Source organism: Streptomyces sp. NPDC002076 (assembly GCF_053593835.1).
Genome location: NZ_JBSFDI010000009.1, coordinates 11,371 through 36,033, shown reverse-complemented (window position 1 = coordinate 36,033; position 24,663 = coordinate 11,371). Strand labels below are relative to the sequence as shown.

General features: G+C 71.0%; 20 protein-coding genes. 5 read left to right on the top strand and 15 right to left on the bottom strand.

Features of this window, described 5'->3' with window-relative positions; translation table 11 throughout:
* Positions 1-55: 55 nt before the first annotated feature.
* Entirely contained in the window at positions 56-739 is a 684-nt protein-coding gene (locus ACWCQS_RS20240; protein WP_451005685.1) for a hypothetical protein, read from the top strand.
* A 16-nt stretch (positions 740-755) separates the two neighbouring features.
* On the opposite strand, the gene ACWCQS_RS20235 is transcribed toward ACWCQS_RS20240, so the two are convergent.
* The 9 genes from ACWCQS_RS20235 to ACWCQS_RS20195 form a co-directional block, all read right to left on the bottom strand.
* Positions 756-2,282 (bottom strand): NCS1 family nucleobase:cation symporter-1, encoded by a 1,527-nt coding sequence (locus ACWCQS_RS20235; RefSeq protein WP_451005684.1) that lies wholly within the window; start codon positions 2,280-2,282, stop codon positions 756-758.
* Positions 2,283-2,398: 116 nt separating this feature from the next.
* Positions 2,399-3,421 (bottom strand): TIGR03842 family LLM class F420-dependent oxidoreductase, encoded by a 1,023-nt coding sequence (locus tag ACWCQS_RS20230; RefSeq protein WP_451005683.1) that lies wholly within the window; start codon positions 3,419-3,421, stop codon positions 2,399-2,401.
* A gap of 12 nt (positions 3,422-3,433) precedes the next feature.
* Positions 3,434-4,837, bottom strand: a complete 1,404-nt coding sequence (gene hydA / locus ACWCQS_RS20225) for a dihydropyrimidinase (protein ID WP_451005682.1) — start codon at positions 4,835-4,837, stop codon at positions 3,434-3,436.
* Positions 4,838-4,865: 28 nt separating this feature from the next.
* Positions 4,866-5,708, bottom strand: coding sequence for a nitrilase-related carbon-nitrogen hydrolase (locus ACWCQS_RS20220; protein WP_153545729.1), 843 nt, complete (start codon positions 5,706-5,708; stop codon positions 4,866-4,868).
* Positions 5,709-5,863: 155 nt separating this feature from the next.
* Positions 5,864-7,429, bottom strand: a complete 1,566-nt coding sequence (locus ACWCQS_RS20215; protein WP_451005681.1) for a PucR family transcriptional regulator — start codon at positions 7,427-7,429, stop codon at positions 5,864-5,866.
* Positions 7,430-7,446: 17 nt separating this feature from the next.
* Positions 7,447-8,730: an aspartate aminotransferase family protein gene (locus tag ACWCQS_RS20210; protein ID WP_451005680.1), complete on the bottom strand. Its 1,284-nt coding sequence runs from the start codon at positions 8,728-8,730 to the stop codon at positions 7,447-7,449.
* Positions 8,727-9,569 carry a nitrilase-related carbon-nitrogen hydrolase gene (locus ACWCQS_RS20205; RefSeq protein WP_388633640.1) on the bottom strand — a complete coding sequence of 281 codons (843 nt, stop codon included), beginning with the start codon at positions 9,567-9,569 and terminating at the stop codon, positions 8,727-8,729. Before ACWCQS_RS20205 ends, ACWCQS_RS20210 begins: the two co-directional genes overlap by 4 nt.
* A gap of 205 nt (positions 9,570-9,774) precedes the next feature.
* Positions 9,775-11,295: a hypothetical protein gene (locus tag ACWCQS_RS20200; protein WP_451005679.1), complete on the bottom strand. Its 1,521-nt coding sequence runs from the start codon at positions 11,293-11,295 to the stop codon at positions 9,775-9,777.
* A gap of 100 nt (positions 11,296-11,395) precedes the next feature.
* The gene (locus tag ACWCQS_RS20195; protein WP_451005678.1) at positions 11,396-11,647 is read right to left on the bottom strand and encodes a helix-turn-helix domain-containing protein; all 252 of its coding nucleotides are present in this window, start codon (positions 11,645-11,647) and stop codon (positions 11,396-11,398) included.
* A gap of 64 nt (positions 11,648-11,711) precedes the next feature.
* On the opposite strand from ACWCQS_RS20195, the gene map reads away from it, so the two are divergent.
* Together map and ACWCQS_RS20185 are read left to right on the top strand one after the other, a co-directional pair.
* Entirely contained in the window at positions 11,712-12,488 is a 777-nt protein-coding gene (gene map / locus ACWCQS_RS20190; RefSeq protein WP_451005677.1) for a type I methionyl aminopeptidase, read from the top strand.
* Between the two features lie 117 nt (positions 12,489-12,605).
* Positions 12,606-15,170, top strand: a complete 2,565-nt coding sequence (locus ACWCQS_RS20185) for an ATP-dependent Clp protease ATP-binding subunit (protein WP_451005676.1) — start codon at positions 12,606-12,608, stop codon at positions 15,168-15,170.
* 44 nt (positions 15,171-15,214) lie between these two features.
* Here the strand turns inward: ACWCQS_RS20185 and ggt are convergent, their stop codons facing one another.
* The gene (gene ggt / locus ACWCQS_RS20180; protein WP_451005675.1) at positions 15,215-17,017 is read right to left on the bottom strand and encodes a gamma-glutamyltransferase; all 1,803 of its coding nucleotides are present in this window, start codon (positions 17,015-17,017) and stop codon (positions 15,215-15,217) included.
* Positions 17,018-17,159: 142 nt separating this feature from the next.
* Between ggt and ACWCQS_RS20175 the strand changes: the two genes are divergently transcribed.
* Positions 17,160-17,903 carry a hypothetical protein gene (locus ACWCQS_RS20175; protein ID WP_451005674.1) on the top strand — a complete coding sequence of 248 codons (744 nt, stop codon included), beginning with the start codon at positions 17,160-17,162 and terminating at the stop codon, positions 17,901-17,903.
* A gap of 108 nt (positions 17,904-18,011) precedes the next feature.
* Complete coding sequence (locus tag ACWCQS_RS20170; RefSeq protein WP_451005673.1) at positions 18,012-19,580, top strand: CocE/NonD family hydrolase; 1,569 nt, start codon at positions 18,012-18,014, stop codon at positions 19,578-19,580.
* Positions 19,581-19,772: 192 nt separating this feature from the next.
* Here ACWCQS_RS20170 and ACWCQS_RS20165 read toward each other — a convergent pair whose 3' ends face one another.
* The 5 genes from ACWCQS_RS20165 to ACWCQS_RS20145 are packed head-to-tail and all read right to left on the bottom strand — an operon-like array spanning position 19,773 to position 24,138.
* A complete protein-coding gene (locus ACWCQS_RS20165; RefSeq protein WP_451005672.1) occupies positions 19,773-20,192 on the bottom strand; it encodes a DUF6278 family protein in 420 nt (139 codons plus the stop codon).
* Positions 20,193-20,207: 15 nt separating this feature from the next.
* Positions 20,208-20,987: an exodeoxyribonuclease III gene (locus ACWCQS_RS20160; protein ID WP_451005671.1), complete on the bottom strand. Its 780-nt coding sequence runs from the start codon at positions 20,985-20,987 to the stop codon at positions 20,208-20,210.
* 35 nt (positions 20,988-21,022) lie between these two features.
* A complete protein-coding gene (locus ACWCQS_RS20155; RefSeq protein ID WP_451005670.1) occupies positions 21,023-21,658 on the bottom strand; it encodes an MBL fold metallo-hydrolase in 636 nt (211 codons plus the stop codon).
* 51 nt (positions 21,659-21,709) lie between these two features.
* A complete protein-coding gene (pcaDC, locus tag ACWCQS_RS20150) occupies positions 21,710-22,999 on the bottom strand; it encodes a bifunctional 3-oxoadipate enol-lactonase/4-carboxymuconolactone decarboxylase PcaDC (RefSeq protein ID WP_451005669.1) in 1,290 nt (429 codons plus the stop codon).
* A gap of 32 nt (positions 23,000-23,031) precedes the next feature.
* Positions 23,032-24,138 (bottom strand): IS110 family transposase, encoded by a 1,107-nt coding sequence (locus ACWCQS_RS20145; protein WP_451005668.1) that lies wholly within the window; start codon positions 24,136-24,138, stop codon positions 23,032-23,034.
* Between the last annotated feature and the right edge of the window lie 525 nt (positions 24,139-24,663).

The window sequence follows — 24,663 nt, the reverse complement described above, 5'->3', positions numbered from 1 at the left end:
CCCATGTCCACCAAACGGACCCTTCCGTAGCCCTCCCCCACACGAGAAGTGAGCCGTGCGTTCCCTTCCTCTGCCGCTCGCCCTCACCGCGCGGATCTCGCCGGTCGCGGTTCTCGCCTGTGCCGGCTGGGCGCTGACGTCCGGCCCGGCCGCGCCGTCGGCTTCCGCCGGGCACCAGACGACCCAGCAGACGTCCACCCAGTCCTCGTCGTCCTCCTCCGACCCGTCGTCCACCGCGACGGCGAAGGCGTACAGCGCCGCGCCCTCCCCCTGCACCAGTGTGCCCGCGGCGACCGTCAAGTCCCTGGTGCCGGGGGCGAAGACGACCGGCAAGGAGATCCCCTCGACCGACACCAAGCTGCGCCGCACCTGCTCCTGGAACGCACTTCAGGGGTACGACTACCGCTGGCTCGACGTGTCCTTCGAGATCAGCGGGTCGGACCAGGAGGCCACGCAGGAGTACCAGCAGAGGGTGAAGGAGAAGAGCGGCGGCGGGGAGGTGCCCGGGCTCGGGAACAGCGCCTACTCCGTCGTCAACCTCACCACGCAGGACAAGCAGCAGACGCGCGAGGGCGTGGTGATGGTCCGGGTGTCCAACGCCCTGGTGATCGTCACCTACAACGGCAGCAACTTCGACACGAAGAAGGCGCCCGGCACGGACGAGATCAACAAGGGGGCCATCCAGGCGGCGCGGGCCGCGGTGGGCGCGCTCGGGGGCGGGCAGTCGCAGACCGGCTGACCGCCCCCGGACTCCCTTACGCGTAGGCCCCCTTGCGGCCGGTCAGCAGCGTGAGGGCCAGGTACAGGACCAGGGACGTGCCGAGGCCCACGGCCCAACCGTAGTCGGCGAGGGAGGACAGGGCGGGGATGGGGCGGCCGTCGATCAGGGGTTTGAAGCTGGCGCCGCCGATCGCCAGGACGCCGCCGGACAGGAAGGCCACGACCGCGCGCCAGTTCCAGCCGCCCGCGTACCAGTAGCGGCCACCGGTGCGGTACAGGTCGGCGAGGTCCAGGCGGGTACGGCGCAGCAGCCAGTAGTCGGCGACGAGGATGCCCGCGACGGTGCCGAGCAGACCGCCGACCAGGCCGAGCCAGGTGAAGATGTAGCCCTGCGGGTCGGAGTACAGCTTCCAGGGGAAGATCAGGACGGCGAGGGCCGCGGTGATCAGGGCCCCGGCGCGGAAACTCACCTTCCGCGGCGCCACGTTGGAGAAGTCGAAGGCCGGCGAGACCAGGTTGGCCGCGATGTTCACGGACAGGGTGGCCACCAGGACCGTCACGAGTGCGTAGAGCAGTCCGACCACGTTGTCCGTCTTCGCCGCCAGCTGGACCGGGTCCCAGACCGGCCGGCCGTACACCGCCTGGGAGCCGGAGGTGACCAGGACGGACAGGAAGGCGAAGAGGGTCATCGTCGTCGGCAGGCCGAGGGCCTGGCCCCAGGTCTGGGCCCGCTGGCTTCTGCCGTAGCGGGTGAAGTCCGGGATGTTCAGCGACAGCGTCGACCAAAAGCCGATCATGCCCATCAACGAGGGCCAGAAGATCTTCCAGAAGCCGCCGCCCCAGCCGAGCTTGGAGGGCTGGTCGAACAGCGGGCCGACCCCGCCGGCCTTGCTGCTCATCCACCACAGCATCACGAACGCGCCGACGAGCACGAAGGGCGCGGCCCAGTTCTCGAAGCGGCGGATGGTGTCCATGCCGCGGTAGATGATCGCGACCTGGATCACCCAGAAGATCGCGAAGGACAGCCACATGGTCCAGGCGTAGCCGCCGATGTGCGCCGCGTTCGACCAGCTGTCGCCGATCAGCTTTCCGGCAAGGAAGTAGATCGCCTCGCCGCCGATCCAGGTCTGGATGCCGAACCAGCCGCACGCCACCAACGCCCGTACGACGGCGGGCAGGTTGGCGCCGCGCACGCCGAACGAGGCGCGGGCGAAGACGGGGAAGGGGATGCCGTACTTGGGGCCGGCGTGTCCGGTCAGCAGCATCGGCACCAGCACGATCAGGTTGGCGAGGGCGATGGTGAACACCGCCTGCTTCCAGTCCATGCCGACGGCGATCAGCCCGGAGGCCAGCGTCCAGGAGGCCGTGTTGTGGGCCATGCCGACCCACAGGGCGGAGAAGTTGTACGTGGTCCAGGTGCGCCTTACGGCAGGGACCGGGAGCAGGTCCTCGTTGGCGTAGGGACCACTGGGCGGCGGGGTGCCAGGAGCGAGTTCCACGCGCCCGTCGGGGAGGGTGACTTGGCCGGACAGGGGTATGGCCGTGGGAGCGGTGTCGGTCATGGGCTGGCCAATCGGGGTGAGGTGGGTCGGGAGTGGCCGTGCGGGCACCAGCCCCCTCCCCGGGGCGGGGAGGGGAGACCAAGTGGGGCGTGGGGGGTTGAACTCGAAGGGGCGGATCAGGAATTGACGGCCGGGATCACCTTCGTGCCGTAGGCGTCGATGGTGGCCTCCTGCGCATCGTGCATGTCGTACACCGCGAACTGGTCGACGCCCAGGGCGCGGAGCGCGGTCAGCTTCTCGATGTGCTTCTCGGCCGGCCCGATGACGCAGAACCGGTCGACGATCTCGTCGGGCACGAACTGGGTGTCCGGGTTGCCGCTGCGCCCGTGGTGGGCGTAGTCGTAGCCCTGTCGTGCCTTGATGTAGTCGGTGAGTGCTTCGGGGACCTGGGCCGAGTGCTCGCCGTACTTGGCGACCAGGTCGGCGACATGGTTGCCGACCATGCCGCCGAACCAGCGGCACTGCTCACGGGCGTGGGCGAGGGCCTCCGGCGAGTCGTCGGCGGTGACGTACGCGGGGGCCGCCACGCAGATGGTGACCTCGGACGGGTCGCGTCCGGCGGCCGCCGCCGCGTCCTTGACGGCCTTCACCATGTACTCGGTCAGATACAGGTCGGACAGCTGGAGGATGAACCCGTCGGCCTCCTCGCCGGTCATCTTCAGCGCCTTGGGGCCGTACGCGGCCATCCAGACGGGCAGCTCGGCGCCCGGCTTGATCCACGGGAACTTCACGACCGTGCCGCCGCCGAGGTCGGCGGCCTCGCCCCGGCCGAGGGCCCGGATGACCTTCATCGCCTCGCTGATGCGCGCGAGGGTGTTGGGTTTACGGCCCGCGACCCGCATCGCCGAGTCGCCGCGGCCGATGCCGCAGACGGTGCGGTTGCCAAACATGTCGTTGAGGGTGGCGAAGGTGGAGGCGGTGACCTCCCAGGTGCGGGTGCCCGGGTTGGTGACCATCGGGCCGACCTTCAGCTTCGAGGTGTTGGCCAGGATCTGGCTGTAGATCACGAACGGCTCCTGCCAGAGCACGGCGGAGTCGAACGTCCAGCCGTACCTGAACCCGTTGCGCTCGGCCCTTTTCATCAGGCTGATGACGCGGGAGGCCGGCGGGTCAGTCTGCAGGACGAGTCCGAAGTCCATAGTGCGCCACTCCTAGTTGAGGTACTGACAGGTGGAGCGCGGGGTGAAGGCGCCGTGCCCGGCGCGCCCGGTGTACTCGCGCTCGGTGATGACCGGCTCGCCGCGCGAGAGCACGGTCTCGACCCGGCCGGTGGTGCGCTTGCCCTCGTAGGCCGAGTAGTCGACGTTCATGTGGTGGGTCTCGGCCGACATGACCTGCTCGGCGTGCGGGTCGTAGATCACGATGTCGGCGTCGGCGCCCGGGGCGATGGTGCCCTTCTTCGGGTACAGCCCGAACATCCGGGCCGGGGTCGCGCAGGCGATCTCGATCCAGCGCCGGCGGGAGATGTGCCCGTCGACGACGGCCTGATGCAGCAGGTCCATACGGTTCTCCACGCCCGGCAGGCCGTTGGGGATCTTGGAGAAGTCGCCGCGGCCCAGTTCCTTCTGGCCGGTGAAGCAGAACGGGCAGTGGTCGGTGGAGACGACCTGGAGGTCGTTGGTGCGCAGTCCCTTCCAGAGCGCGGCCTGGTGCTCCTTCGGCCTCAGCGGCGTGCTGCACACGTACTTGGCGCCCTCGAAGTCCGGCTCGGCGAGGTTGTCGGTGGAAAGGAACAGATACTGCGGGCAGGTCTCGCCGAAGACGTTCAGCCCCTCGTCCCGGGCCCGCGCCAGCTCGGCCACCGCCTCCATGGCCGAGACGTGGACGACGTACAGCGGGGCGCCCGCGACCTGGGCGAGCCGGATGGCGCGGTGGGTGGCCTCGGCCTCCAGCAGGGCCTTGCGGACCTCGCCGTGGTAGCGCGGGTCGGTCTCGCCGCGGGCGAGGGCCTGCTCGACCAGGACGTCGATGGCGATGCCGTTCTCGGCGTGCATCATGATCAGCCCGCCGTTCTCGGCGGAACGCTGCATGGCGCGCAGGATCTGACCGTCGTCGCTGTAGAAGACGCCGGGGTAGGCCATGAACTGCTTGAAGGAGGTCACGCCTTCCTCGATCAGCAGGTCCATCTCCTTGAGGGTCTCCTGGTTCACATCGGAGACGATCATGTGGAAGGCGTAGTCGATCGCGCAGTTGCCCTCGGCCTTGGCGTGCCAGGTGTCCAGGCCCTCGCGCAGGGTGTGGCCGACGCTCTGCACCGCGAAGTCGACGATCGTCGTCGTACCGCCCCAGGCGGCGGCCCTGGTGCCGGTCTCGAAGGTGTCGGAGGCGAAGGTGCCGCCGAACGGCAGCTCCATGTGGGTGTGCGCGTCCACGCCGCCCGGGATGACGTACTTGCCGGTGGCGTCGATGACCCGGTCGGCGGTGAACGCCTCGGCGGCGGGGGTGCCGGAGGCGGCGAGGGCGGCGACGCGGCCGTCCTCGATCAGGACGTCGGCGTGGATCTCGTCCGACGCGGTGATGACGAGTCCACCACGGATGACGGTACGGCTGCTCATGCTGCTCCCTCGGTCAACAGTGCTGCGGTCAGGGTGCGGTCAGCGGTGTGTACGCCCCCGGTGCCCGGTCCCGGTAGAACTGCCAGCGGTCGCGGACCTCGCGGAGTTTCGCCAGGTCCAGGTCCCGTACGACGAGTTCGGTCTCCTTGTCGCTCGCCACCTCGCCGACGAACTGGGCCTCGGGGTCCACGAAGTACGTCGTGCCGTAGAAGTCGTTGTCGCCCAGGTCCTCCACGCCGACCCGGTTGATCGCGCCGACGAAGTACTCGTTGGCGACGGCCGCCGCCGGCTGCTCCAGCTGCCAGAGGTAGCGGGACAGACCGCGCGAGGTGGCCGAGGGGTTGAAGACGATCTCGGCGCCCGCGAGGCCCAGCGCCCGCCAGCCCTCCGGGAAGTGGCGGTCGTAGCAGATGTAGACGCCGATCCGGCCGACGGCCGTGTCGAAGACCGGCCAGCCGCTGTTGCCCGGGCGGAAGTAGAACTTCTCCCAGAATCCCTGCACTTGGGGGATGTGGGTCTTGCGGTACTTGCCGAGGTAGGAGCCGTCCGCGTCGATCACGGCGGCGGTGTTGTACAGCACGCCCGGCTGCTCCTCCTCGTACATCGGCAGCACGAGGACGATGCCCAGCTCGCGGGCGAGGGACTGGAAGCGCTGGACGGTCGGCCCCTCGGGGATCCGCTCGGCGTACTCGTAGAAGGCCTTGTCCTGGACCTGGCAGAAGTAGGGGCCGTAGAACAGCTCCTGGAAGCAGAGGACTTGGGCGCCCTGCGCGGCCGCGTCGCGGGCCGCCTGCTCGTGGACCTGGATCATGGATTCCTTGTCGCCGGTCCACGCGGTCTGGAACAGGGCGGCACGGATCACTCGGCTCATCGGGACCTCCGGTAGCTCGGTGTGCCGTGAGCGTAGAAAGCCCGCGCGGGCCGTTCGATTGGCAGCGTGTCACGTCTGCGGGCCGTGCGCGTGCCACCGTGTCACGTGTGCCGGATCCCATGTTTCACCGCCGTTTTCGCAGGTCGTCGCATGTTTCACCCCTGTTGCGCGTCATGCGCGAGGAGCGCGATGTGCACGGAGGCCGCCTGTTCGAAGTCGTCCAGGTCGACGCCGAGGCGGGACTGTATGGCCTCCAGGCGGCGGTAGAGGGCGGGCCGCGAGACATGGTGGAGCTGGGCGGTGCGGGACTTGTTGCGGCCGGTCGCGAGATAGGTCCGCAGGACGTTCAGCAGCTCCGGTTCGGATTCGCAGAGCAGCCCGTCCAGTTCCCGCTCGGCGAAGGACTGCACCTGCGGGTCGTCGCGCAGCAGCCGGACCAGCCCGCGCAGGTGGACGTCCTTCAGGCGGACCACGTCCGGCAGGTCGAGGGCGGCCGAGGAGTCGGCGACGGCGTCGGCGACATGCCGGGCCTCGCGCAGCCCGGCGGGCACGTCGTCCCAGCCGGTACGGGGGGCGCTGGCGGCGACCACGGCCCCTGACCCGGCGCGCAGCCGGGCCGCGAAGTGGGCGGTGAGGGCGTCGGCGTCCTGGTCGCGGGCGAGGCTGAGCAGTACGGCGGCCCGGCCGTCGGCGAGTTCGGCGACCAGCCCGGACATCCCCAACAGGCGCAGCACCCGGTCGAGTTCGTCCGGTGCGCGGCCGAGCACGACGAGCGGGACGAAGGTGCGCCGGTTGACCGGCAGCCCGGCCGCGCGCGCCCTGGGCAGCAGCCGGCACGCCGGTACGACTCCGGAGAGCAGGTCGGTGAGCAGGCTCTGCGCGGACTCCTCCTCCCAGGAGTGTGCGGAGCCGCCGCCCAGCATGCGGTGCAGGACCAGCGCCTCGGCGGCCCGGTCGGCGAGCAGCCGTCCGGTGGCGGTGTCGCCCCGGTAGCCGCACAGCAGCAGCCGGCCCCAGCGCTCCCCGCGGCCGCCGAGTTCGGCGCTGATCCAGCCGCCTTCGGCGCCGGCGCCGGCCTGCCGGGAGACCCTCTCCCAGTCGCGCAGCACGTCGTCCACCGCGGACCGCTCCCCTGCCGTGGCGAGGACGCGGTGGGCGAGGTTGGTGACCACGACCGGGCAGCCGCTGTGCCGGGCGACCTCGTCCAGCAGGCGTTGCAGCGGGGCACCGGTCGTGATCAGGGCGGTGAGTTCGGTCCGTACGGTCTCCGAGAGGCTGACGGCGGCGAACTTCCGCCGTACCAGCCGGGACTGGACCTCCTCGGTGAGCTCGGCGAACGGGAACGGCCGGTGCAGGACGACCATCGGCAGTCCGCACCGCTCGGCGGCCCGGCGCATCACCTCGGGCGGCGCCGGGAAGGCCCGCCCGAGGCCGAGCACGACGGCGGCGGCCTCCGCCCGGTGCAGCGACTGGATGTACTCGGCCTGCTTGGCCTCGTCGCCGGCCAGGAGCACGCCGGTGGTGAGCACCATCTCGCCGCCGCTGAGCATCACCCCGACGTCGGCGGCCTCGGCGACATGCACCCAGCGCACCGGCCGGTCGAGCTGCCCGGCACCGGCGACCACCTCGGGTTCTCCGGCGAGCACCCGTTCCAGGGTGAGCACCTGGCGGACGGAGAGGGCGGGTTCCCAGCCGTACCGGGTCTCCGAGGTGGTGGTCATGGCCGTACCGCCGTTCTCTAGTACGTACTCCTGAGCGCGCGTTCCAGGATCGCCGCGCCCTCCTCGGCCTCCGCGACGGTGAGCGACAGCGGTGGGGCGATGCGCAGGGCGCTGGTGTTGTGGCCGCCGCCCTTGCCGATGAGCAGCCCGCCCTCGCGGGCCGTCTCCAGCACGGCGGCGGCGGCATGCGGATCGGCCTCGTCGGTGCCGGGCTTCACCAGCTCGATGCCGATCATCAGTCCTCGGCCCCGCACTTCCCGGACTCCCGGCAGCTGTGCGGCGACGGCCCGCAGCCGCTCGATGAGCAGGCCGCCGGCCCGGCGGGCGTTGCCCTGGAGGTCGTGTTCGAGGAGGTAGGTGAGGTTGGCGAGACCGGCGGCCATGGTGAGCTGGGTGCCGCCGAACGTCGAAATGCTGTTGGCGTCCAGGCAGTTCATGATCTCGGCGCGGGCGATCACCCCGCCGATCGAGGCGCCGTTGCCGATGCCCTTGGCGAAGGTGACGATGTCCGGCGGGCCGCTGCGGGCGTGTGCCTGCCAGCCCCAGAAGTGCTCGCCGGTGCGGCCCCAGCCGGTCTGCACCTCGTCGGCGATCCACAGGATGCCGTGCTCCTTCAGGACCTCGCGGAAGGCGGCGTAGAGCCCGTCGGGCGGGGAGGTGAAGCCGCCGACGCCCTGGATCGGCTCGGCGATCAGCGCGGCGGGCGGGCGGGTGTGCCCCAGGATGTCCTTCAGGTCGGCGACACAGGCGTCGATGAACGCGCGGTCGTCCAGCTCGGCGAACGGGCCCCGGGTGCGCACGCCGCCGTGGACGTACAGGGTCTGCAGCGGGGACAGCGAGGTCGGCGACCAGCTGCGGTTGCCGGTGATGCCCACGGTGCTGAAGGAGCGGCCGTGGTAGCTGTTGCGCATCGCCAGGATCGTGTTGCTGCGCCGGTGGGCCGTGGCGAGCAGCAGGGCGGTGTCGTTGGCCTCGGTGCCGGAGGTGGTGAAGAAGACCCGGGCGTCCGGGATGCCGCTCACCTGGGCGATGCGCTCGGCGAGTTCGACCATCGGCCGGTTGAGGTAGAGGGTCGAGGAGTGGATGATCCGCCCGGCCTGCTCGCTGACCGCCTTGGTCACCTCGGGCAGCGCGTGCGCGGTCATGGTCGTCAGGATGCCGCCGAAGAAGTCCAGGTACTTGTTGCCGGCGGAGTCCCAGACATGGCGGCCCTCGCCGTGGGTGATCTCGATCGGCTCGTCGTAGTAGAGGGCGAGCCAGTCGGGCATGACCTGGCGGTGGCGGGAGTAGAGATCGTTCACGGCTGCACCAGCCCTTCGTAGGCGTCGGGGCGGCGGTCGCGGTAGAAGGCCCACTGCTGCCGCACTTCCTCGATCAGGTCGAAGTCGAGGTCGCGGACGAGGAGTTCCTCGGACTTGTCGCTCGCGACCTCGCCGACGAACTGCCCGCGGGGATCGACGAAGTAACTGGTCCCGTAGAAGTCGTTGTCGCCGTACTCCTCCCGGCCGACCCGGTTGATGGCGGCGATGAAGTACTCGTTGGCGACGGCGGCGGCGGGCTGCTCCAGCTGCCACAGATAGCCGGACAGCCCGCGGTGGGTGGCGGACGGGTTGTAGACCAACTGGGCGCCATTGAGCCCGAGTTGCCGCCAGCCCTCCGGGAAGTGGCGGTCGTAGCAGATGTAGACGCCGACCTTGCCGACGGCGGTCTCGAAGACGGGCCACCCCAGATTGCCGGGCTTGAAGTAGTACTTCTCCCAGAAGCCCTTGACCTGCGGGATGTGGTGCTTGCGGTACTTGCCGAGGTAGGTCCCGTCGGCGTCGATCACGGCGGCGGTGTTGTAGTAGAAGCCGGACTGCTCGACCTCGAAGACGGGGACGACGATCACCATCCCGGTCTCGCGCGCGAGGTCCCGCATCCGCCGCACGGTCGGCCCGTCGGGCACCGGCTCGGCCCAGCGGTAGTGCTCCGGCTCCTGCACCTGGCAGAAGTAGGGCGAGTTGAAGACTTCCTGGAACCCGATGACCCTGGCACCCTGCCGGGCCGCCGCACGGGCGTGCTCCTCGTGTTTCGCCACCATGGACTCGGTGTCGCCGGTCCAGGTGGCCTGGACCAGGGCGGCTCGTACGACGTTGGCCATGAGCTGCTCCTTCGACGGGACCCTCAGAGCCTCTACGCCCGTAGAGGGGCCGTAGAGGGACGAAAGTAAGCCTCCGGGAGGCCCTTGCCAAGACCATCGTCGTCAACCCGCGGAGTCGATCACGTTTCACACTCCGGTGGGTGAGCGAGGGCATCGCTCGAAGGGGTGAAACGGAGCATACCGGGATGACTCCATGGATTGCCGGTCACGTCGCGTGCCCGGCCACCCGCAGTGCGTGCACGAGATCCCAGTGCCGCTCGTCGGAGACGGCCTGCGCGGCGCGGAGCAGTAACGGCACGAGCCGGGGCGGATCGGGTACGACACTCCGGGCGGCCTCTTCCGCCGGACGGACCCGCACACAGGCATCGAGCAGGGCCTCCGCCTCGCGTCGGCGACCCTCCCCCGCCAGCCGGAGCACCGCCGCGCCGATCTGCTCCGCCGGGCGGGCCACGCCCTGCCGCAGCATCTGCCGCCCGTCGGCCTCCCGTCCGGCGGCGGCGAGCGCGTCGGCGGCCGCGGCCAGCCGCTCCGCGGGCAGCGAGGCGGCCTCCCACAGCAGCGTCGCCCAGTCGGCGCCGAGCCCGGCGCGGTGCAGCGCGTCCGCGAGCGCGGGGAACCGCCCGGCGGGCCACTGCACGATCTCGACGAGCAGCACATGCGCCTCCCCGGTGCGCCCCTCGCCCCGCAACCGCGCGAGCCGCTCCACGACGCCGGCCACCGCCGCTCCCGTCTCGGCGTCCACCACTTCGGCGGGGGCCGCCACGGGCTCGGCCGCCGGCACGCCCCCGGCGAACCGCGCCCCACGCGGCGCACGACGCGCGCTCGCCTCCGGCACGACCGCCGGCGCTGCGCCCGCCTCGGCCACGTCCCCCTCCCCCACCATCCCGGCGAACCGAGCACTGCCACGGCGTCGCTTGCGGGCCTTGGCGGGGGTGCGGGGAGGTTCGGGGGCGACTGGGGGTGGGGTGGTGGCTTGGTTATGGGGTGAGGGCGGGCCGCCGGCTTGGTTATGGGGTGAGGGCGGGCCGCCGGCTTGGCTACGCGGCGAGGATTGGGTGGCTCGCGGGGGCTGCGGTACGGCGTGGGGAGCGGGGGCGGCGGCCTGCCGGGGCAAGTCGACGCCGGAAGGGGTGGCTTGCCCGGCCCCGGCCGCAGCGCCCTCGGCGCGCCGGGGTCCGGGCTCGCCGCCGTGCCGTAGTGCGTCCGCGTCCGGCGCTCCCCGGCGGTCCAGCTCCGTCAGCCGGGCCTGGAGTTCGGTGCACCTCGCGGTGGCGCGCTCGTGGTCGTCCTGGGCCCAGGCGAGGTCGAGGCGGAGGGACTCGGCCTGTTCCGCGGATGCCGGCGCGGACAGCAGACGGGTGAGTTCGGCCTGGCGTTCGGCGGCGTAGCGCTGTTCGCGGAGCATCACGTCGAGGCGGTCGAGCAGGGTGTCCCGCGCGCCGGGGCGGGCGTCGCACGCCGTGAGCGCGGCCCGGTACAGGGCGCGGGCCCGTTCCCGCTCGGCGGCAGCGGCGGCGGGGCCGTACGCCGCGGCAAGGTCCTCCAGCAGGGCCTCCACCACGTCCCACGGCGGCACCTCGCGTCCGTCTATGCAGGCCCGCATCCCGTCGGGGTCGCGCTGCCAGAAGACCCCGCTCCACCCTCCGCCCTGGTCCAGGCGCGCCAGCAGACCGTCCAGGTAGCTCGCGAACTCCCGCACTCCACCGGGGAGTCGATCCACCGCCATCGCTCAGCTCCCGCCCGACCGCCGGCCCTTCCGGTGGGTAGGCAACACGAGTCGTGTTACGGCACTGCTACACAGAGTTTTCCGGCAGAGCGCGGGCGCCTCACGCGGCCACCAGCGCACACCGCGCGACCAGCTCGTCCATCGACAGCCCGAGGGCCCCGGCCAGCGCGGCCACGGTGAAGAAGGCGGGTGTCGGTGCCCGGCCCGTCTCGATCTTGCGGAGCGTCTCGGCGGAGACACCCGCCTGCGCGGCGACGTCGGTCATGCTCCGGCCACCGCGGGCCTCGCGCAGCAACCGCCCGAGCCGCTCGCCGCGTTCGTGCTCTTCGGGGGTGAGAGGGGTGCGCACCATGCGCCCATTCTAATACCGGCCCACACCACGACCCGCCCATTAAAATACCGGTATAGTAATTGGCATGATGGAGCTGAAGACAGACGAGTCGATCGACGCGATGCACGCGGCGGGCCAGGTCGTCGGGCGGGCCCTGACGGCCGTACGACGGGCCGCGGACGTCGGTGTCTCCCTGCTGGAGCTGGACGAGGTGGCACGGGAGGTGCTGCGCGAGGCCGGGGCCTCCTCGCCGTTCCTCGGCTACCGCCCCTCCTTCGCCCCGACCCCCTTTCCCGCCGTGATCTGCGCCTCGGTGAACGACGCGATCGTGCACGGCATCCCCACCCGCTACCGGCTCCGCGACGGCGACCTGGTCTCGATCGACTGCGGCGCCACCCTGGACGGCTGGGCCGGCGACTCGGCGATCAGCTTCACGGTGGGCCGCCCGCGCCCGGCCGACCTCCGCCTGGTCGAGACGGCCGAGCGGGCGCTGGCGGCGGGCATCGAGGCGGCCGTCGTGGGCAACCGCATCGGCGACATCGCCCATGCCGTCGGCCGGACCTGCCGTACGGCCGGTTACGGCATCCCGGACGGCTTCGGCGGCCACGGCGTGGGCCGCCGTATGCACGAGGACCCCGAGGTCCCGAACGAGGGCCGCCCCGGGCGAGGGCTGCCGTTGCGTCCCGGCATGGTCCTCGCCATCGAGCCCATGCTCATCGCGAGCGGCAAGGACGCCTACTACGCGGCGGACGACGGCTGGACCCTGAGGACGAGCGACGGCTCCCGCGCGGCGCACGTCGAGCACACGGTGGCGATCACGGACTCCGGTCCCAGGATCCTCACGGCCAGGGAAACCGCCTGAGGAGTGCGGGCCGCGGGCGAACGTGCCCACCCCCACAGATCGTGACATCGTGGGCATGAGCAACCCACTCCGGGTTACCCGGCCGCTCCGTATGTCGTCAGCGAAGGAGCCCATGCCATGACCGACGGCTACCCTCCTGACCCCTTCGGTGAATTCCTGGCCCGCTTCTTCGGCGGATCCGGCGGAGCCCGTGGCGCGCCGCGCCACATCGACATCGGGCGCCTGCTCAGCCAACCGGCCCGCGAGCTGGTCAGAGGGGCCGCCCTGTACGCCGCCGAGCACGGCAGCCGGGACCTGGACACCCAGCACCTGCTGCGCGCCGCCGTGGCCGCCGAGCCCACCCGGAGCCTGCTGAGCCGGGCGGGCGCGGACCCGGACTCGCTCGCGTCCGAGATCGACGACCGGGCCGGCCCGGTCCAGCACCCGCCGGGCGAGGTGCCCCCGCCGACCTCGCTGTCGCTGACCCCGGCCGTCAAGCGCGCCCTGCTGGACGCGCACGACCTGGCGCGGGCGAGCGGCGCCGGGTACATCGGCCCGGAGCATGTGCTCAGCGCGCTGGCGGCCAATCCGGACTCGGCGGCCGGCCACATCCTGAACGCGGCCCGCTTCTCGGCGGGCTCCCTGCCCACCGAGGCCCCCGAGAGCACCCCGGTCCGGGTGGAGCGGCAGCGCGCCACCGGCACGCCCACGCTGGACAAGTACGGCCGTGACCTGACCGAGCTGGCCCGGCAGGGCCGGATCGACCCGGTCATCGGCCGGGACACCGAGATCGAGCAGACCATCGAGGTGCTGTCCCGGCGCGGCAAGAACAACCCGGTGCTGATCGGGGACGCGGGCGTCGGCAAGACGGCCATCGTGGAAGGCCTCGCCGAGCGCATCGCCGACTCGGACGTCCCGGACGTCCTGGCGGGCCGCCGCGTCGTCGCCCTGGACCTGACCAGTGTCGTCGCCGGCACCCGCTACCGGGGCGACTTCGAGGAGCGCCTGAACAACATCGTGGAGGAGATCCGCGCCCACTCGGACAAGCTGATCGTGTTCATCGACGAGCTGCACACGGTCGTGGGCGCGGGCTCCGGCGGCGAGGGCGGCTCGATGGACGCGGGCAACATCCTCAAGCCCGCCCTGGCCCGCGGCGAGCTGCACATCGTGGGCGCGACCACGCTGGAGGAGTTCCGGCGGATCGAGAAGGACGCGGCGCTGGCCCGCCGGTTCCAGCCGATCCTGGTGCCCGAGCCCACGGCCGAGGACACCATCGAGATCCTGCGCGGCCTGCGCGACCGGTACGAGGCCCACCACCAGGTCCGCTACACCGACGAGGCGCTGGTCGCCGCCGTGGAGCTGTCCGACCGGTATCTGACCGACCGGCGGCTGCCGGACAAGGCGATCGACCTGATCGACCAGGCGGGTGCGCGGGTCCGGCTCGGTGCCCGGACGAAGGGCGCGGACGTGCGTGCGCTGGAGCGCGAGGTGGAGCAGCTGGTCTGCGACAAGGACCAGGCGGTCGCGGGCGAGGACTACGACAAGGCCAAGGAACTCCGCGACCGGATCGGCGAGCTGAAGCAGCGCATCGCCGAGGCGAGCGACGAGGACAAGGCCGACGAGGGGCTGGACCTGGAGGTGACGGCGGAGGCCATCGCCGAGGTGGTGTCCCGGCAGACCGGCATCCCGGTCAGCCGGCTCACCCAGGAGGAGAAGGAACGGCTGCTCGGCCTGGAGGAACACCTGCACCAGCGGGTCATCGGCCAGGAGGACGCGGTCGCCGTGGTCTCGGAGGCCGTGCTGCGCTCCCGTGCGGGGCTCGCGAGCCCGAACCGGCCGATCGGCAGCTTCCTGTTCCTCGGCCCGACCGGCGTCGGCAAGACCGAGCTGGCCCGGGCGCTCGCCGAGGCGCTGTTCGGCAGCGAGGACCGCATGGTCCGGCTGGACATGAGCGAGTACCAGGAGCGGCACACCGTCTCCCGGCTGGTCGGCGCCCCGCCCGGGTACGTCGGCCACGAGGAGGCCGGTCAGCTGACCGAGGTGGTGCGCCGGCACCCCTACTCGCTGCTCCTGCTGGACGAGGTGGAGAAGGCGCACCCGGATGTCTTCAACATCCTGTTGCAGGTGCTCGACGACGGCCGTCTCACCGACTCCCAGGGCCGGACCGTGGACTTCACCAACACGGTGATCGTGATGACCAGCAACCTCGGCTCGGAGGCGATCACCCGGCGCGGTGCCGGGATCGGGTTCGGGCCGGGCGGCGCGGCGGCGGACGAGGAGGCGCGGCGCGAACAGATCCTGCGGCCGCTGCGCGAGCACTTCCGGCCGGAGTTCCTCAACCGCATCGACGAGATCGTGGTCTTCAAGCAGCTGACCGGTGGGCAACTGCGGCAGATCACCGACCTGTTGCTGGAGAGCACCCGGCGGCTGCTGGACGGCCAGGGCGTCTCGGTCGCGTTCACGGACGCGGCTGTGGACTGGATCGCCGAGCGCGGCTATCAGCCGGAGTACGGCGCCCGGCCGCTGCGCCGCACCATCCAGCGCGAGGTGGACAACCAGATGTCCCGGCTGCTGCTGAACGGCACGATCTCCGAGGGCAGCCGGGTGACGGTGGACGTCCGGGACGGACGGCTGGACTTCCGCACTCAGGAGACCCCGCCGCCCGCCACCGAGGAAACCGAGCCGCCCGCACCGGAGTTGTAGGCCTGCGCCGCGTCACGAGTCGCAGGCCTGCGACACGCTGCGGCCTACGGTGCCGGGTCCACGACCATCGCCGAGCCGCCGCCGCGGCGTACCTTCTCGGCGGCGGCCAGCCACTTGCCGCCCGGCAGCCGCTGTACGCCGGTCGCCGCGCCGATCTCGGGGTTGAGCTTGAAGGAGTGCCCGAGGGCCTCCAGCTGCTTCCTCAAGTCGCCGTTGTACAGGGCGGGTTCGAGTTCCGTCTGGGCCGCGTTGCGCTGGCTGGCGCGGGGTGCGGCGATGGCGTCGACCAGCGGCAGATGCCGGTCCAGGAACTCGGTGAGGGTCTGCAGCACGGTGGTGATGATGGTCGCGCCACCTGGCGAACCGAGCGCCACCACGGGCCGGTTGTTCTTGTCCAGCACGATCGTCGGGGAGATCGAGGAGCGGGGCCGCTTGCCCGGGCCCGGCAGGTTCGGGTCGTGCACGGCCGGGTTGGCCGGGGTGAAGGAGAAGTCGGTCAGCTCGTTGTTGAGCAGGAAGCCCCGGCCGGGCACGGTGATGCCGCTGCCGCCGGTCTGCTCGATGGTGAGCGTGTAGGAGACGACGTTGCCCCACTTGTCGGCCACGGTCAGATGCGTGGTGTTCTGCCCCTCGTACGTCGTCGGGGCCGCCGTACCGCCCTTGCCGCAGGCCGCCGGGTGGCGCGGGTCGCCGGGGGCGAGCGGGCTGGTCAGGACCGCGTCGTCCTTGATCAGGCAGGCGCGCGAGTCGGCGTACTCCTGCGACAGCAGCTGTTTGGTCGGTACGTCCTCGAAGGCGGGGTCGCCGACCCAGCGCCCGCGGTCGGCGAAGGCGATGCGGCTGGCCTCGATGAAGTGGTGCAGGTACTGCACCTCGCTCGCCTTCGAAAGGTCGGTGTTCTCCAGGATGTTGAGGGCCTCGCCGACCGTGGTGCCGCCCGAGGAGGAGGGGGCGATGGAGTACACGTTCAGGCCGCGGTACGACGTCCTGGTGGGCGCCTGGAACTTGGCCCGGTAGACGGCGAGGTCCTTCTCCTCCAGCTTGCCGGGGCGGGCGTTCCAGCCGGAGGCGGGGTCCACGGGCGGGTGCTCGACCGTGTTGACGATGTCGTCGCCGATGTCCCCGCGGTAGACGGCGCCGACGCCCTCGCGGCCCAGCTCCTCGTAGGTGCGGGCCAGTTCGGGGTTCTTGAAGGTGGAACCGACGACCGGCAGCTGTCCGTTCGGCAGGAACAGCCTCGCGGTGTCCGGGAAGTAGCGGAACCGGGTCTCGTTGGAGGCGGTCTGCGAGCGGAAGGTGTCGTCCACCGTGAAGCCGTCACGGGCGATCCGCTCGGCCGGCTTCAGGACCGTGCCGAGCCGTTTGCTGCCCCACTCGTCCAGCGCGGTCTGCCAGGTCGCGGGCGTGCCGGGAGTGCCGACACTCAGGCCGCTGCTGACGGCGTCGGCGAAGGCGAGCGGCTTGCCCTTCTCCACGAACAGGTCGGAGTCGGCGCTGAGCGGCGCCGTCTCGCGGCCGTCGATGGTGTGCACCGTGCGGGACTTGGCGTCGTAGTAGACGAAGTAGCCGCCGCCACCGATGCCGGAGGAGTAGGGCTCGGTGACGCCGAGCGCGGCGGCGGTGGCGACGGCCGCGTCGACCGCGTTGCCGCCGTGTCTGAGTACCTCGATGCCGGCGGCGGAGGCGTCGGCGTCGACGCTGGCGACCGCGCCGCCGTAGCCCACCGCCACGGGAACCTTGGTGGGAGTGCCGCTCGTCGTGGCGGCGGGTGGCGCCGCCGCCCCTACCGACACCAGCGCGGCCGAGACCGCGACAACCGCCAGTTTCCGCGTGCCAGGACGACCCATCCGAACCTCCCGTCGGGACAGTCCGCGCAGCGTAGCCAGATTGCCGTAGTACCGACAGTACGCCTCGGCCACTCGCCATACGACCGTCACAGATCGAACACGGGTACGTAGCCGTTCCCCGGGCCCGCTACCATGCCCGGCCATGAACGACGACGTGCGCAACATCGTCCTGGGCCTGGTGGCGACCGCGATATCGGCCTCGCTGGGCTGGCTCGCCCGTACCTATCTGTGGCGCCGCAAACTGCGGCGCAAGCAGGCGTTCTTCGGGCTGCCGGAGAACTCGGAGTCGCTGCTCGTGGTCAACCGTGACGCGGGCGGAACGGAACTGGCGGTGATGCGGCACGACGTGTTCGCGCTGCTGGAACTCTCCGCCCTGATCAAGGATTGCCACGCGAACGCCCGGGTCGTTGCGCACGACGTGGCACAGCAGGGCTTCGGCGAGCGCACCGAGTTCTGCCTCGGCGGTCCGGCCTCCAACCGCCGGATGGCCGCCCATCTCGCCTCGATGCTGCCGGGTGTGCGGGTGAACAAGGGCGCAGAACCCGGCCCGGACCGCGGTGCGTTCCGCATCGGCGCCGAGAACTACCGGCTGGAGAAGGGGCAGAGCGAGTACGTGTTGCTCGCCCGGCTCGCCCTGGGGCGGGACGCCCGGCCCGTGTTCCTTTTCTGCGGCCAGCGCGCCATCAACAACCAGGCCGCCACCCGCTATCTCGCCCGCCACCACGAGCGGCTGGCCCGCAAGTACGGCACGGGTTCCTTCGTGCTGCTGCTCAAGGTGCTCAACTCGGAGGCGTACGGCCCGGACGTGGTCGAGCTGGTGGCGGACGTGACGCGGGCGGCGCGCACTCCCCTGCCCGAGGCGACCTCGGCCGACACGGCCGCTTAGCCGTTCAACAAACTTTACTGGCACGTAACTTACCGACGGGTTACTTACGGTAAGAGGTGACGGTTACCGTCGGGTCACTTTGCACTGGACCAGTGAAGGAGTGACCCCATGGGACATGGTCGCACCGCTCTGCGCACCGCCGCCGCAGGAGCCGTCTCGGCCGCGCTCATCGCCGGCAGCGTCGTCGGCCTCGCGCCCGCCGCTCAAGCCGGCACGCCCTCCGTCCGGTTCGTCGACATCACCGGCGACGGCGGCACCGTACTGAAGGCGAACGTCGTCACGCCCGCGGGCACCGACGGCTCGCACAGCTACCCGCTCATCGTGCTGCCCACGAGCTGGGGCCTGCCCCAGGTGGAGTACCTCGCCCAGGCGCAGAAGCTCGCCGACGCCGGCTATGTGGTGCTCACCTACAACGTGCGCGGTTTCTGGCAGTCCGGCGGACAGATAGAAGTGGCCGGTCCGCCGGACATAGCGGACGCCTCCAAGGTCATCGACTGGGCCCTCGCCAACACCCCGGCCGACCCGCGCCACGTGGGCATGGCCGGGGTGTCGTACGGCGCCGGGATCAGCCTGCTCGCCGCCGCGCACGACAAGCGCATCAAGGCCGTGGCCGCGCTGAGCGGCTGGTCGGACCTGATCGACTCGATCTACTCGGGCCGCACCCAGCACGTCCAGGCCGCCGCCGTACTGGACGGCGCCGCCACCCTCACCGGCCGGGAGAGCCCCGAAGTCCGGGACATCTTCGACCACTTCTACGCCTCGGACCTGTCCAGGGAACAGGAGATGATCGACTGGGGGCGGAAGCGTTCCGCCGCGACCTATGTCGACCAGCTGAACAAGAACGGCGCGGCCCTCATGCTCGCCAACGCCTGGGGCGACACGGTCTTCCCGGCCAACCAGTACGCCGACTTCTACCAGAAGCTGACCGTGCCCAAGCGGCTCGAACTGCGCCCCGGCGACCACGCGACCGCCGAGCTGACCGGCCTGTTCGGGCTGCCCAACGACGTCTGGACGGACACCGAGCGCTGGCTCGACCACTACCTGAAGGGCGCCGACAACGGCATCGACCGTGAACAGCCGGTCCAGTTGAAGTCCCGTAGCGCGGGGGGATACGAGGGCTACCCGGACTGGAAGTCGGTCGAGGCGACACGGCGGAAGTTCGCGCTCCCGGGTTCCACCACCATCCACGCGAACGTCGACTCCGGCGCGGACGGCGGGATCGTCTTCCTCTCCAGCATCCTCGACCAGGTCGCCCAGCTGCCGCCGATGGCCGCCATCCCGCTGCTGCCGCGCCGTTGGGCGGCCGTGTGGCAGTCGGAGCGGTACGGCAGCACCCAGCAGGTGCGCGGCACGGCCACCCTGCACACCACGCTGACCCCGACCGCGGAGAGCGGCACGTTCGTCGCCTACCTGTACGACGTGGGTCCGCTCGGTATCGGCAAGCTCGTCACCAACGCGCCGTACACCTGGCACGGGCGGACGCCCGGCGAGCCGTTCGACGTCGACCTGGACCTGTTCTCCACGGCCTACGACGTACCCGCCGGGCACCGCCTCGCGCTGGTGGTCGACACGGTCGACCCGCTGTACATCGAGCACAACCCGTCCGGCGCGCAGCTGACCTTCTCCTCGCTCCCGGACGACCCGTCGTACGTGTCCGTCCCCGTGCGCGAGCAGTGATCTCCGGCTGCCGCCGGACGAGCATGGCCCGTGTGAACTGCCGCCCCCTGGGGTCTCGCAGCATGCAGAACGGCACATCTTAGTCGAGGGTCGGCGGCGATGGGCCTCCCGGCAGGAAGGAACTCCTCCGCGCGCAAAGGGGCGTCCGCGTGGAGTACGTGAACTGGCCGGTGTCCAGGGGGAGATACCGGCTCAGTTCTCGGCGATCTCCGCGTACAGCTGGGACAGCTCGGGGACGCCGCTCGCGGCCCAGTCCTGCCCCGCGCCCGCCACCTCGACCTCACGGCCGGAGGCCAGCCGTACGACGGGCTCGCCGTCGGGGCGGATCAGCCAGGCGGCGCCGGGCACGGTGCGCACCACGACCGTGCCCAGATACAGTCCCGCGTCGTTGCCCAGCCAGGGCAGGGTCTCGGCGTCGTCGCGCCAGCGCGGGACCAGCTGGTCCAGGGCCTCCAGGGAGGCCGGGGTGTCGTCGAGGCGGACGCCCGCCCGGGCCGCCTGCGAGCGGAGCAGTTCGCACTCGGACAGCAGCGCGGCGATCCCCTCGGGGTCGGCGGGGAGCGCCGGGTCGCCGTTCTTCTTGTGCCGGTGGCCCAGGAACGGAAGGTTCATGGACCCAGCGTGGCATCAGACGTCGAGGTCGACCACCACCGGAGCGTGATCGGAGGCACCCTTTCCCTTGCGCTCCTCGCGGTCGACGTAGGAGTCCTTGACGGCCTTGGCGAAGGGTTCGTTGCCGTACACCAGGTCGATGCGCATGCCGCGGTTCTTCGGGAAGCAGAGCTGGCGGTAGTCCCAGTACGTGAACGGGTGGTCGTACTTCAGCGGGCGCGGCACCACGTCGTTCAGGCCGGCCTCGCGCAGGGAGGCGAGGGCGGCGCGCTCGGCCGGGGTGACATGGGTGGAGCCCTCGAAGGCGGCCACGTCGTAGACGTCGTCGTCCGTCGGTGCCACGTTGTAGTCGCCCATGACCGCGAAGGGGCGGCCGCCCTGCGCGTCGCCGTACACGGCCGCCTTCAGGGCCTCGAACCACTGGAGCTTGTAGGCGTAGTGCGGGTGCTCCACCTCGCGGCCGTTCGGAACGTACACCGACCAGACCCGGACCGGGCCGCAGGTCGCCGAGATGGCGCGCGGCTCGGTCACGCCCTCGAAGCCGGGGTCGCCGGGCAGTCCCTTGACGACGTCCTCGATGCCGACGCGGGAGAGCACCGCCACGCCATTCCACCGGCCGGTGGCGTGGACCGCTGACTCGTAGCCCAGCTCGCGCAGCTGTTCGAACGGGAACTGCTCCTCGGCGACCTTGGCCTCCTGCAGGCAGAGCACGTCGGTGCCGCTGCTCTCCAGCCAGGCCAGCAGCCTCGGAAGGCGGGCGGTGATCGAGTTCACGTTCCAGGTAGCGATGCGCATGCCTCACAACCTACCCGGAGCCACTGACAACGGACTCAGACCTCTGCGGACGCCCCTGGGGTCAGCCGCCGGTGGTCCGTGCCGCCCAGGGCGCCGATCTGGCGGTCGTAGATCGGGCGGGCCAGGTCGGTCAGCAGGGCGTCGTGGACGTCGTAGGCGCGCCGCGGCCGCACCTCGCGGACGTAGTCGATGACCTCGGAGATCTTGTTCCACGGGGCCATCACCGGGAGCATCAGCGTCTCCACCGGATGGGCGGGGACGGTGAGGGCGTCGCCGGGATGGAAGACCTTGCCGCCGTCGATGAGATAGCCGACGTTGGTGATCCGCGGGATGTCCGGGTGGATCACCGCGTGCAGTTCGCCGTGGACCTGCACGTCGAAGCCGGCCGCGGTGAAGGTGTCGCCGTGGCCGACGGTGTGCACCCGGCCCGGGAAGGCCGCCGTGATCCGTTCGGCGACGGACCTCAGCGTCCAGATCCGGGCCGCGGGGTTGTTCTCCATGGCGGCCCGGAGCCGGAACTCGTCGAAGTGGTCCGGGTGCTCGTGCGTGATCAGGATGGCGTCGGCGCCGAGCGCGGCGTCCTCCTCGCTGAAGCCGCCGGGGTCGATGACGAGCGTCTGACCGCCCTTGTCGAGGCGGACACAGGCGTGGGACTTCTTCGTGAGCTTCATGTCACACCATCCTGCCGGACCGACCGTCCGCCTCGCGCGGCACGGCACGGCTCACTCGGCGGGCGTGGTCTCCTCCTGGATGACCTGCCGGGCCACCCGGAACGCGCTGTTCGCGGCCGGCACCCCGCAGTACACGGCGGCCTGGAGCAGCACCTCCTTGATCTCGTCCGGGGTGAGCCCGTTGCGCAGGGCGGCCCGGACGTGGCCGGCCAGCTCCTCCAGATGGCCGCCCGCGACCAGCGCGGTCAGGGTGATGCAGCTGCGGGTACGGCGGTCCAGGCCCGGCCGGTCCCAGATCTCGCCCCAGGCGTAGCGGGTGATGAACTCCTGGAACTCCCCGGCGAACCTGTCGGCCTCGGCCAGCGCCCGGTCCACGTGCGCGTCGCCGAGCACCTCCCGGCGGATCTTGAGCCCGGTCTGGTACCGGTCGCCCTGCGCGGCCGGCTGCGCCGGTACGGCGGCCGGGGCGATCTCGGCGACCGGCGTGACGTGCGGCGCCGCGGCGATGGCCGGGCTGACCGGGGCGGCCGGCAGGGCGATCTGGCCGGTGTCGTAGGGCTGCTGCCAGGCGGTGGAGAAGTGGTGCACCAGGAGGTCGGTGACGGCCGCCGGCTGCTCGACCGGGACCAGGTGCGAGGCGCCCGGGACGACCGCGAGCCGGGCGTCCGGGATGCCGGCGACCAGGGTGCGGGCCTCGGCGGGCCCGGTGACCTGGTCGTCGGACCCGACGAGCACGAGCGTCGGCACGCCGACCCGGCCCAGCTCGCTCCGTACGTCGAACGAGGCGAGCGCCTCGCAGGCGGCTATGTAGCAGCCCGGGTCGGTGGTGCGCACCATCTGCACCGCCCACTCGGTGATGGCCGGCTGGGCCGCGGCGAACCCTCCGGTGAACCAGCGGTCCGGCGAGGTCCGGGCGATCGGGTCGAGCCCGTTCGTACGGACGATCACCCCGCGCTGGCGGAACTCGTCGGCGGTCCCGAACCGGGGCGAGGCCGCGACCAGCGCCAGCGAGGCGAGCCGCTCGGGGTGGCGCAGGGCCAGCTCGATACCGATGGCACCGCCGAGCGCGCAGCCCGCGTAGCCGAACCGCTGCACGCCGATGGAGTCCAGCGTGGCCAGCAGCCGGGTGGCCAGCTCGGCGACGGATCCGGCCGGGTGGGCGGGGGCCCCGCCGTGACCGGGCAGGTCGAAGCGCAGGACCCGCCACTGCTTGGTCAGCTCCGGCACCTGGCGGTCCCACATGTGCCATGTGGTACCCAGTGAGGGACCCAAGATCAGGACCGGAGCGTCTTCTGGCCCGTCAAAGCGGTATTGCAGGGTGTTCGGGGGTGTCTCACTCACGCCCCAGACCCTCTCACGTCTCACGACTGCCCCTATGACGAGGGTTGCGGCTGCACAGGTCTGACCAGGTGGAAGACCTCCCGGGCCGCATAGCGCTTGAGACTTCGGACTATCTCCCGCCGGGTCTTGCCCTCCTTGCTGCGGCGTTCGTAGTACTCCTGGGTACGTGGGTCGACGCGCAGGCGAGTCTGCACGATCCGGTGCAGGGCCGCGTTAGCTTGCCGGTCGCCGCCGCGGTTGAGGCGACGGTACTGCCGACTGCCCGAGGAACGCTCGACGGGGCTGACCCCGCACAGCGCCGCGAAGGACGCCTCACTGCCCAGGCGTTCCGGGTTGTCCCCCACCGTGATCAGCAAAGTGACGGCCGTATCCGGACCGATGCCCACCACCTCAAGCAGCTGCGGAGCGTGGCGCTCCACCAGCCGGGTCAGGCGGCCTTCCAGGCCCTGGATCTCTTCGCTGAGCTGACTGATGCGCCTGGCCAGCAGGCACAGGGTGATGTGCGTAGCGTGGAGCACCGCCCCTTCGTCGGCCTCGTGGTTCGAGCTGTCGTCGACGAGCCGTGCGCAGGTGCGGAAGAGTTCTGCATTGCCCAGCCCGGCAAGTTCCTCTCTCAGCTGCGGATCCGCACGGATGAGGACGGCCTTGAGCTGGTTGATCGCCTGCGTGCGGGCCTTGACCGCCGAGTCCTTGGCCAATTTGTACATCCGGGCGATCTCCACCGGCCCGTCGCCAGTCTTGGCCTGGGCGCGCGCTCGCCCGCTCAGCACCGCCCGGGCCGCGTTCTCGGCATCGAGCGGGTCGGACTTGCCGCGCCGTCGGCGGTCGGCCCGGTCGAACCGGTTCACATCGAAAACGTCCACGCCCTGGGCCAGCAGGTAGCGGGACAGGGCCGCCCCGAAGGAACCGGTCCCTTCCACTCCGGCCCGGCGCACCGTACCCGAAGCCCTGGCCCACCCCAGCAGGTCTCGGTATCCAGCCGCGGTGGCCGGAAACTCGTCGGTGCCGATCACCTCCCCCACCAGGGACAGCACAGCGGCCACATGGGCATCCCGGTGCGTGTCCACTCCCAGGACCACCTCCGCCGCCGGCCGGCGCCGACGAGGACGCGAAGCGGAAGACATGCCGATCACGCTCATGACCTCTCAGGCCGACGGCTTATCGCGTAGCCGGCACCAGACCGTGCGGACGGTCGGAATCGTGATGACGCCTGTCCGGCAAGCCCCTATCGAGACACGCCCGGTCAGCCCGAGACCAGCAACGCACTGTCCCCAGCCGGTGGTCGACACAGTGTGATCAGGACACCCCGGTCAGAGATCTCAGGAGTCAGACCCTCCGTAGGACAGCGCCCACCTACTCTTTTCCGTCTATCCGGCTTCCATCCACGTCAGCCCGCTCGTTCGAGCGAATTAACTCGAAGCGCCCGCCGTCGACGAACAGACCTGGCACCATGCCGCCGTCGTACGTCACTGCGAGTCGAAGGCGGGCCATTGGAACGGCAGGTCAATGAGCGGCAGCTGTCGGTGTTGCAGTGGGTGGGAGCCGGGTGCCCTGCAGGCGTATGGAACACCAGCTCCTACAAGACCACCTGCCAGGCACTCCACAACCGAAGCCTCGTGACGGTCTCCTGGAAGGCCGGGCAGTGGAGCGTCGCCCTGACAAGC

Excerpts from the sequence above, each read along its gene's own strand:
- ACWCQS_RS20160 (WP_451005671.1), bottom strand. The coding sequence starts at position 20,987 with ATGCGCATCGCTACCTGGAACGTGAACTCGATCACCGCCCGCCTTCCG.
- ACWCQS_RS20175 (WP_451005674.1), top strand. The coding sequence starts at position 17,160 with ATGAACGACGACGTGCGCAACATCGTCCTGGGCCTGGTGGCGACCGCG.
- ACWCQS_RS20235 (WP_451005684.1), bottom strand. The coding sequence starts at position 2,282 with ATGACCGACACCGCTCCCACGGCCATACCCCTGTCCGGCCAAGTCACC.
- ACWCQS_RS20145 (WP_451005668.1), bottom strand. The coding sequence starts at position 24,138 with ATGAGCGTGATCGGCATGTCTTCCGCTTCGCGTCCTCGTCGGCGCCGG.
- map (WP_451005677.1), top strand. The coding sequence starts at position 11,712 with ATGATGGAGCTGAAGACAGACGAGTCGATCGACGCGATGCACGCGGCG.
- ACWCQS_RS20200 (WP_451005679.1), bottom strand. The coding sequence starts at position 11,295 with ATGGCGGTGGATCGACTCCCCGGTGGAGTGCGGGAGTTCGCGAGCTAC.
- ACWCQS_RS20205 (WP_388633640.1), bottom strand. The coding sequence starts at position 9,569 with ATGGCCAACGTCGTACGAGCCGCCCTGGTCCAGGCCACCTGGACCGGC.
- ACWCQS_RS20155 (WP_451005670.1), bottom strand. The coding sequence starts at position 21,658 with ATGAAGCTCACGAAGAAGTCCCACGCCTGTGTCCGCCTCGACAAGGGC.
- ggt (WP_451005675.1), bottom strand. The coding sequence starts at position 17,017 with ATGGGTCGTCCTGGCACGCGGAAACTGGCGGTTGTCGCGGTCTCGGCC.
- ACWCQS_RS20185 (WP_451005676.1), top strand. The coding sequence starts at position 12,606 with ATGACCGACGGCTACCCTCCTGACCCCTTCGGTGAATTCCTGGCCCGC.
- ACWCQS_RS20165 (WP_451005672.1), bottom strand. The coding sequence starts at position 20,192 with ATGAACCTTCCGTTCCTGGGCCACCGGCACAAGAAGAACGGCGACCCG.
- ACWCQS_RS20220 (WP_153545729.1), bottom strand. The coding sequence starts at position 5,708 with ATGAGCCGAGTGATCCGTGCCGCCCTGTTCCAGACCGCGTGGACCGGC.
- ACWCQS_RS20170 (WP_451005673.1), top strand. The coding sequence starts at position 18,012 with ATGGGACATGGTCGCACCGCTCTGCGCACCGCCGCCGCAGGAGCCGTC.
- ACWCQS_RS20215 (WP_451005681.1), bottom strand. The coding sequence starts at position 7,429 with ATGACCACCACCTCGGAGACCCGGTACGGCTGGGAACCCGCCCTCTCC.
- ACWCQS_RS20195 (WP_451005678.1), bottom strand. The coding sequence starts at position 11,647 with ATGGTGCGCACCCCTCTCACCCCCGAAGAGCACGAACGCGGCGAGCGG.
- hydA (WP_451005682.1), bottom strand. The coding sequence starts at position 4,837 with ATGAGCAGCCGTACCGTCATCCGTGGTGGACTCGTCATCACCGCGTCG.
- ACWCQS_RS20230 (WP_451005683.1), bottom strand. The coding sequence starts at position 3,421 with ATGGACTTCGGACTCGTCCTGCAGACTGACCCGCCGGCCTCCCGCGTC.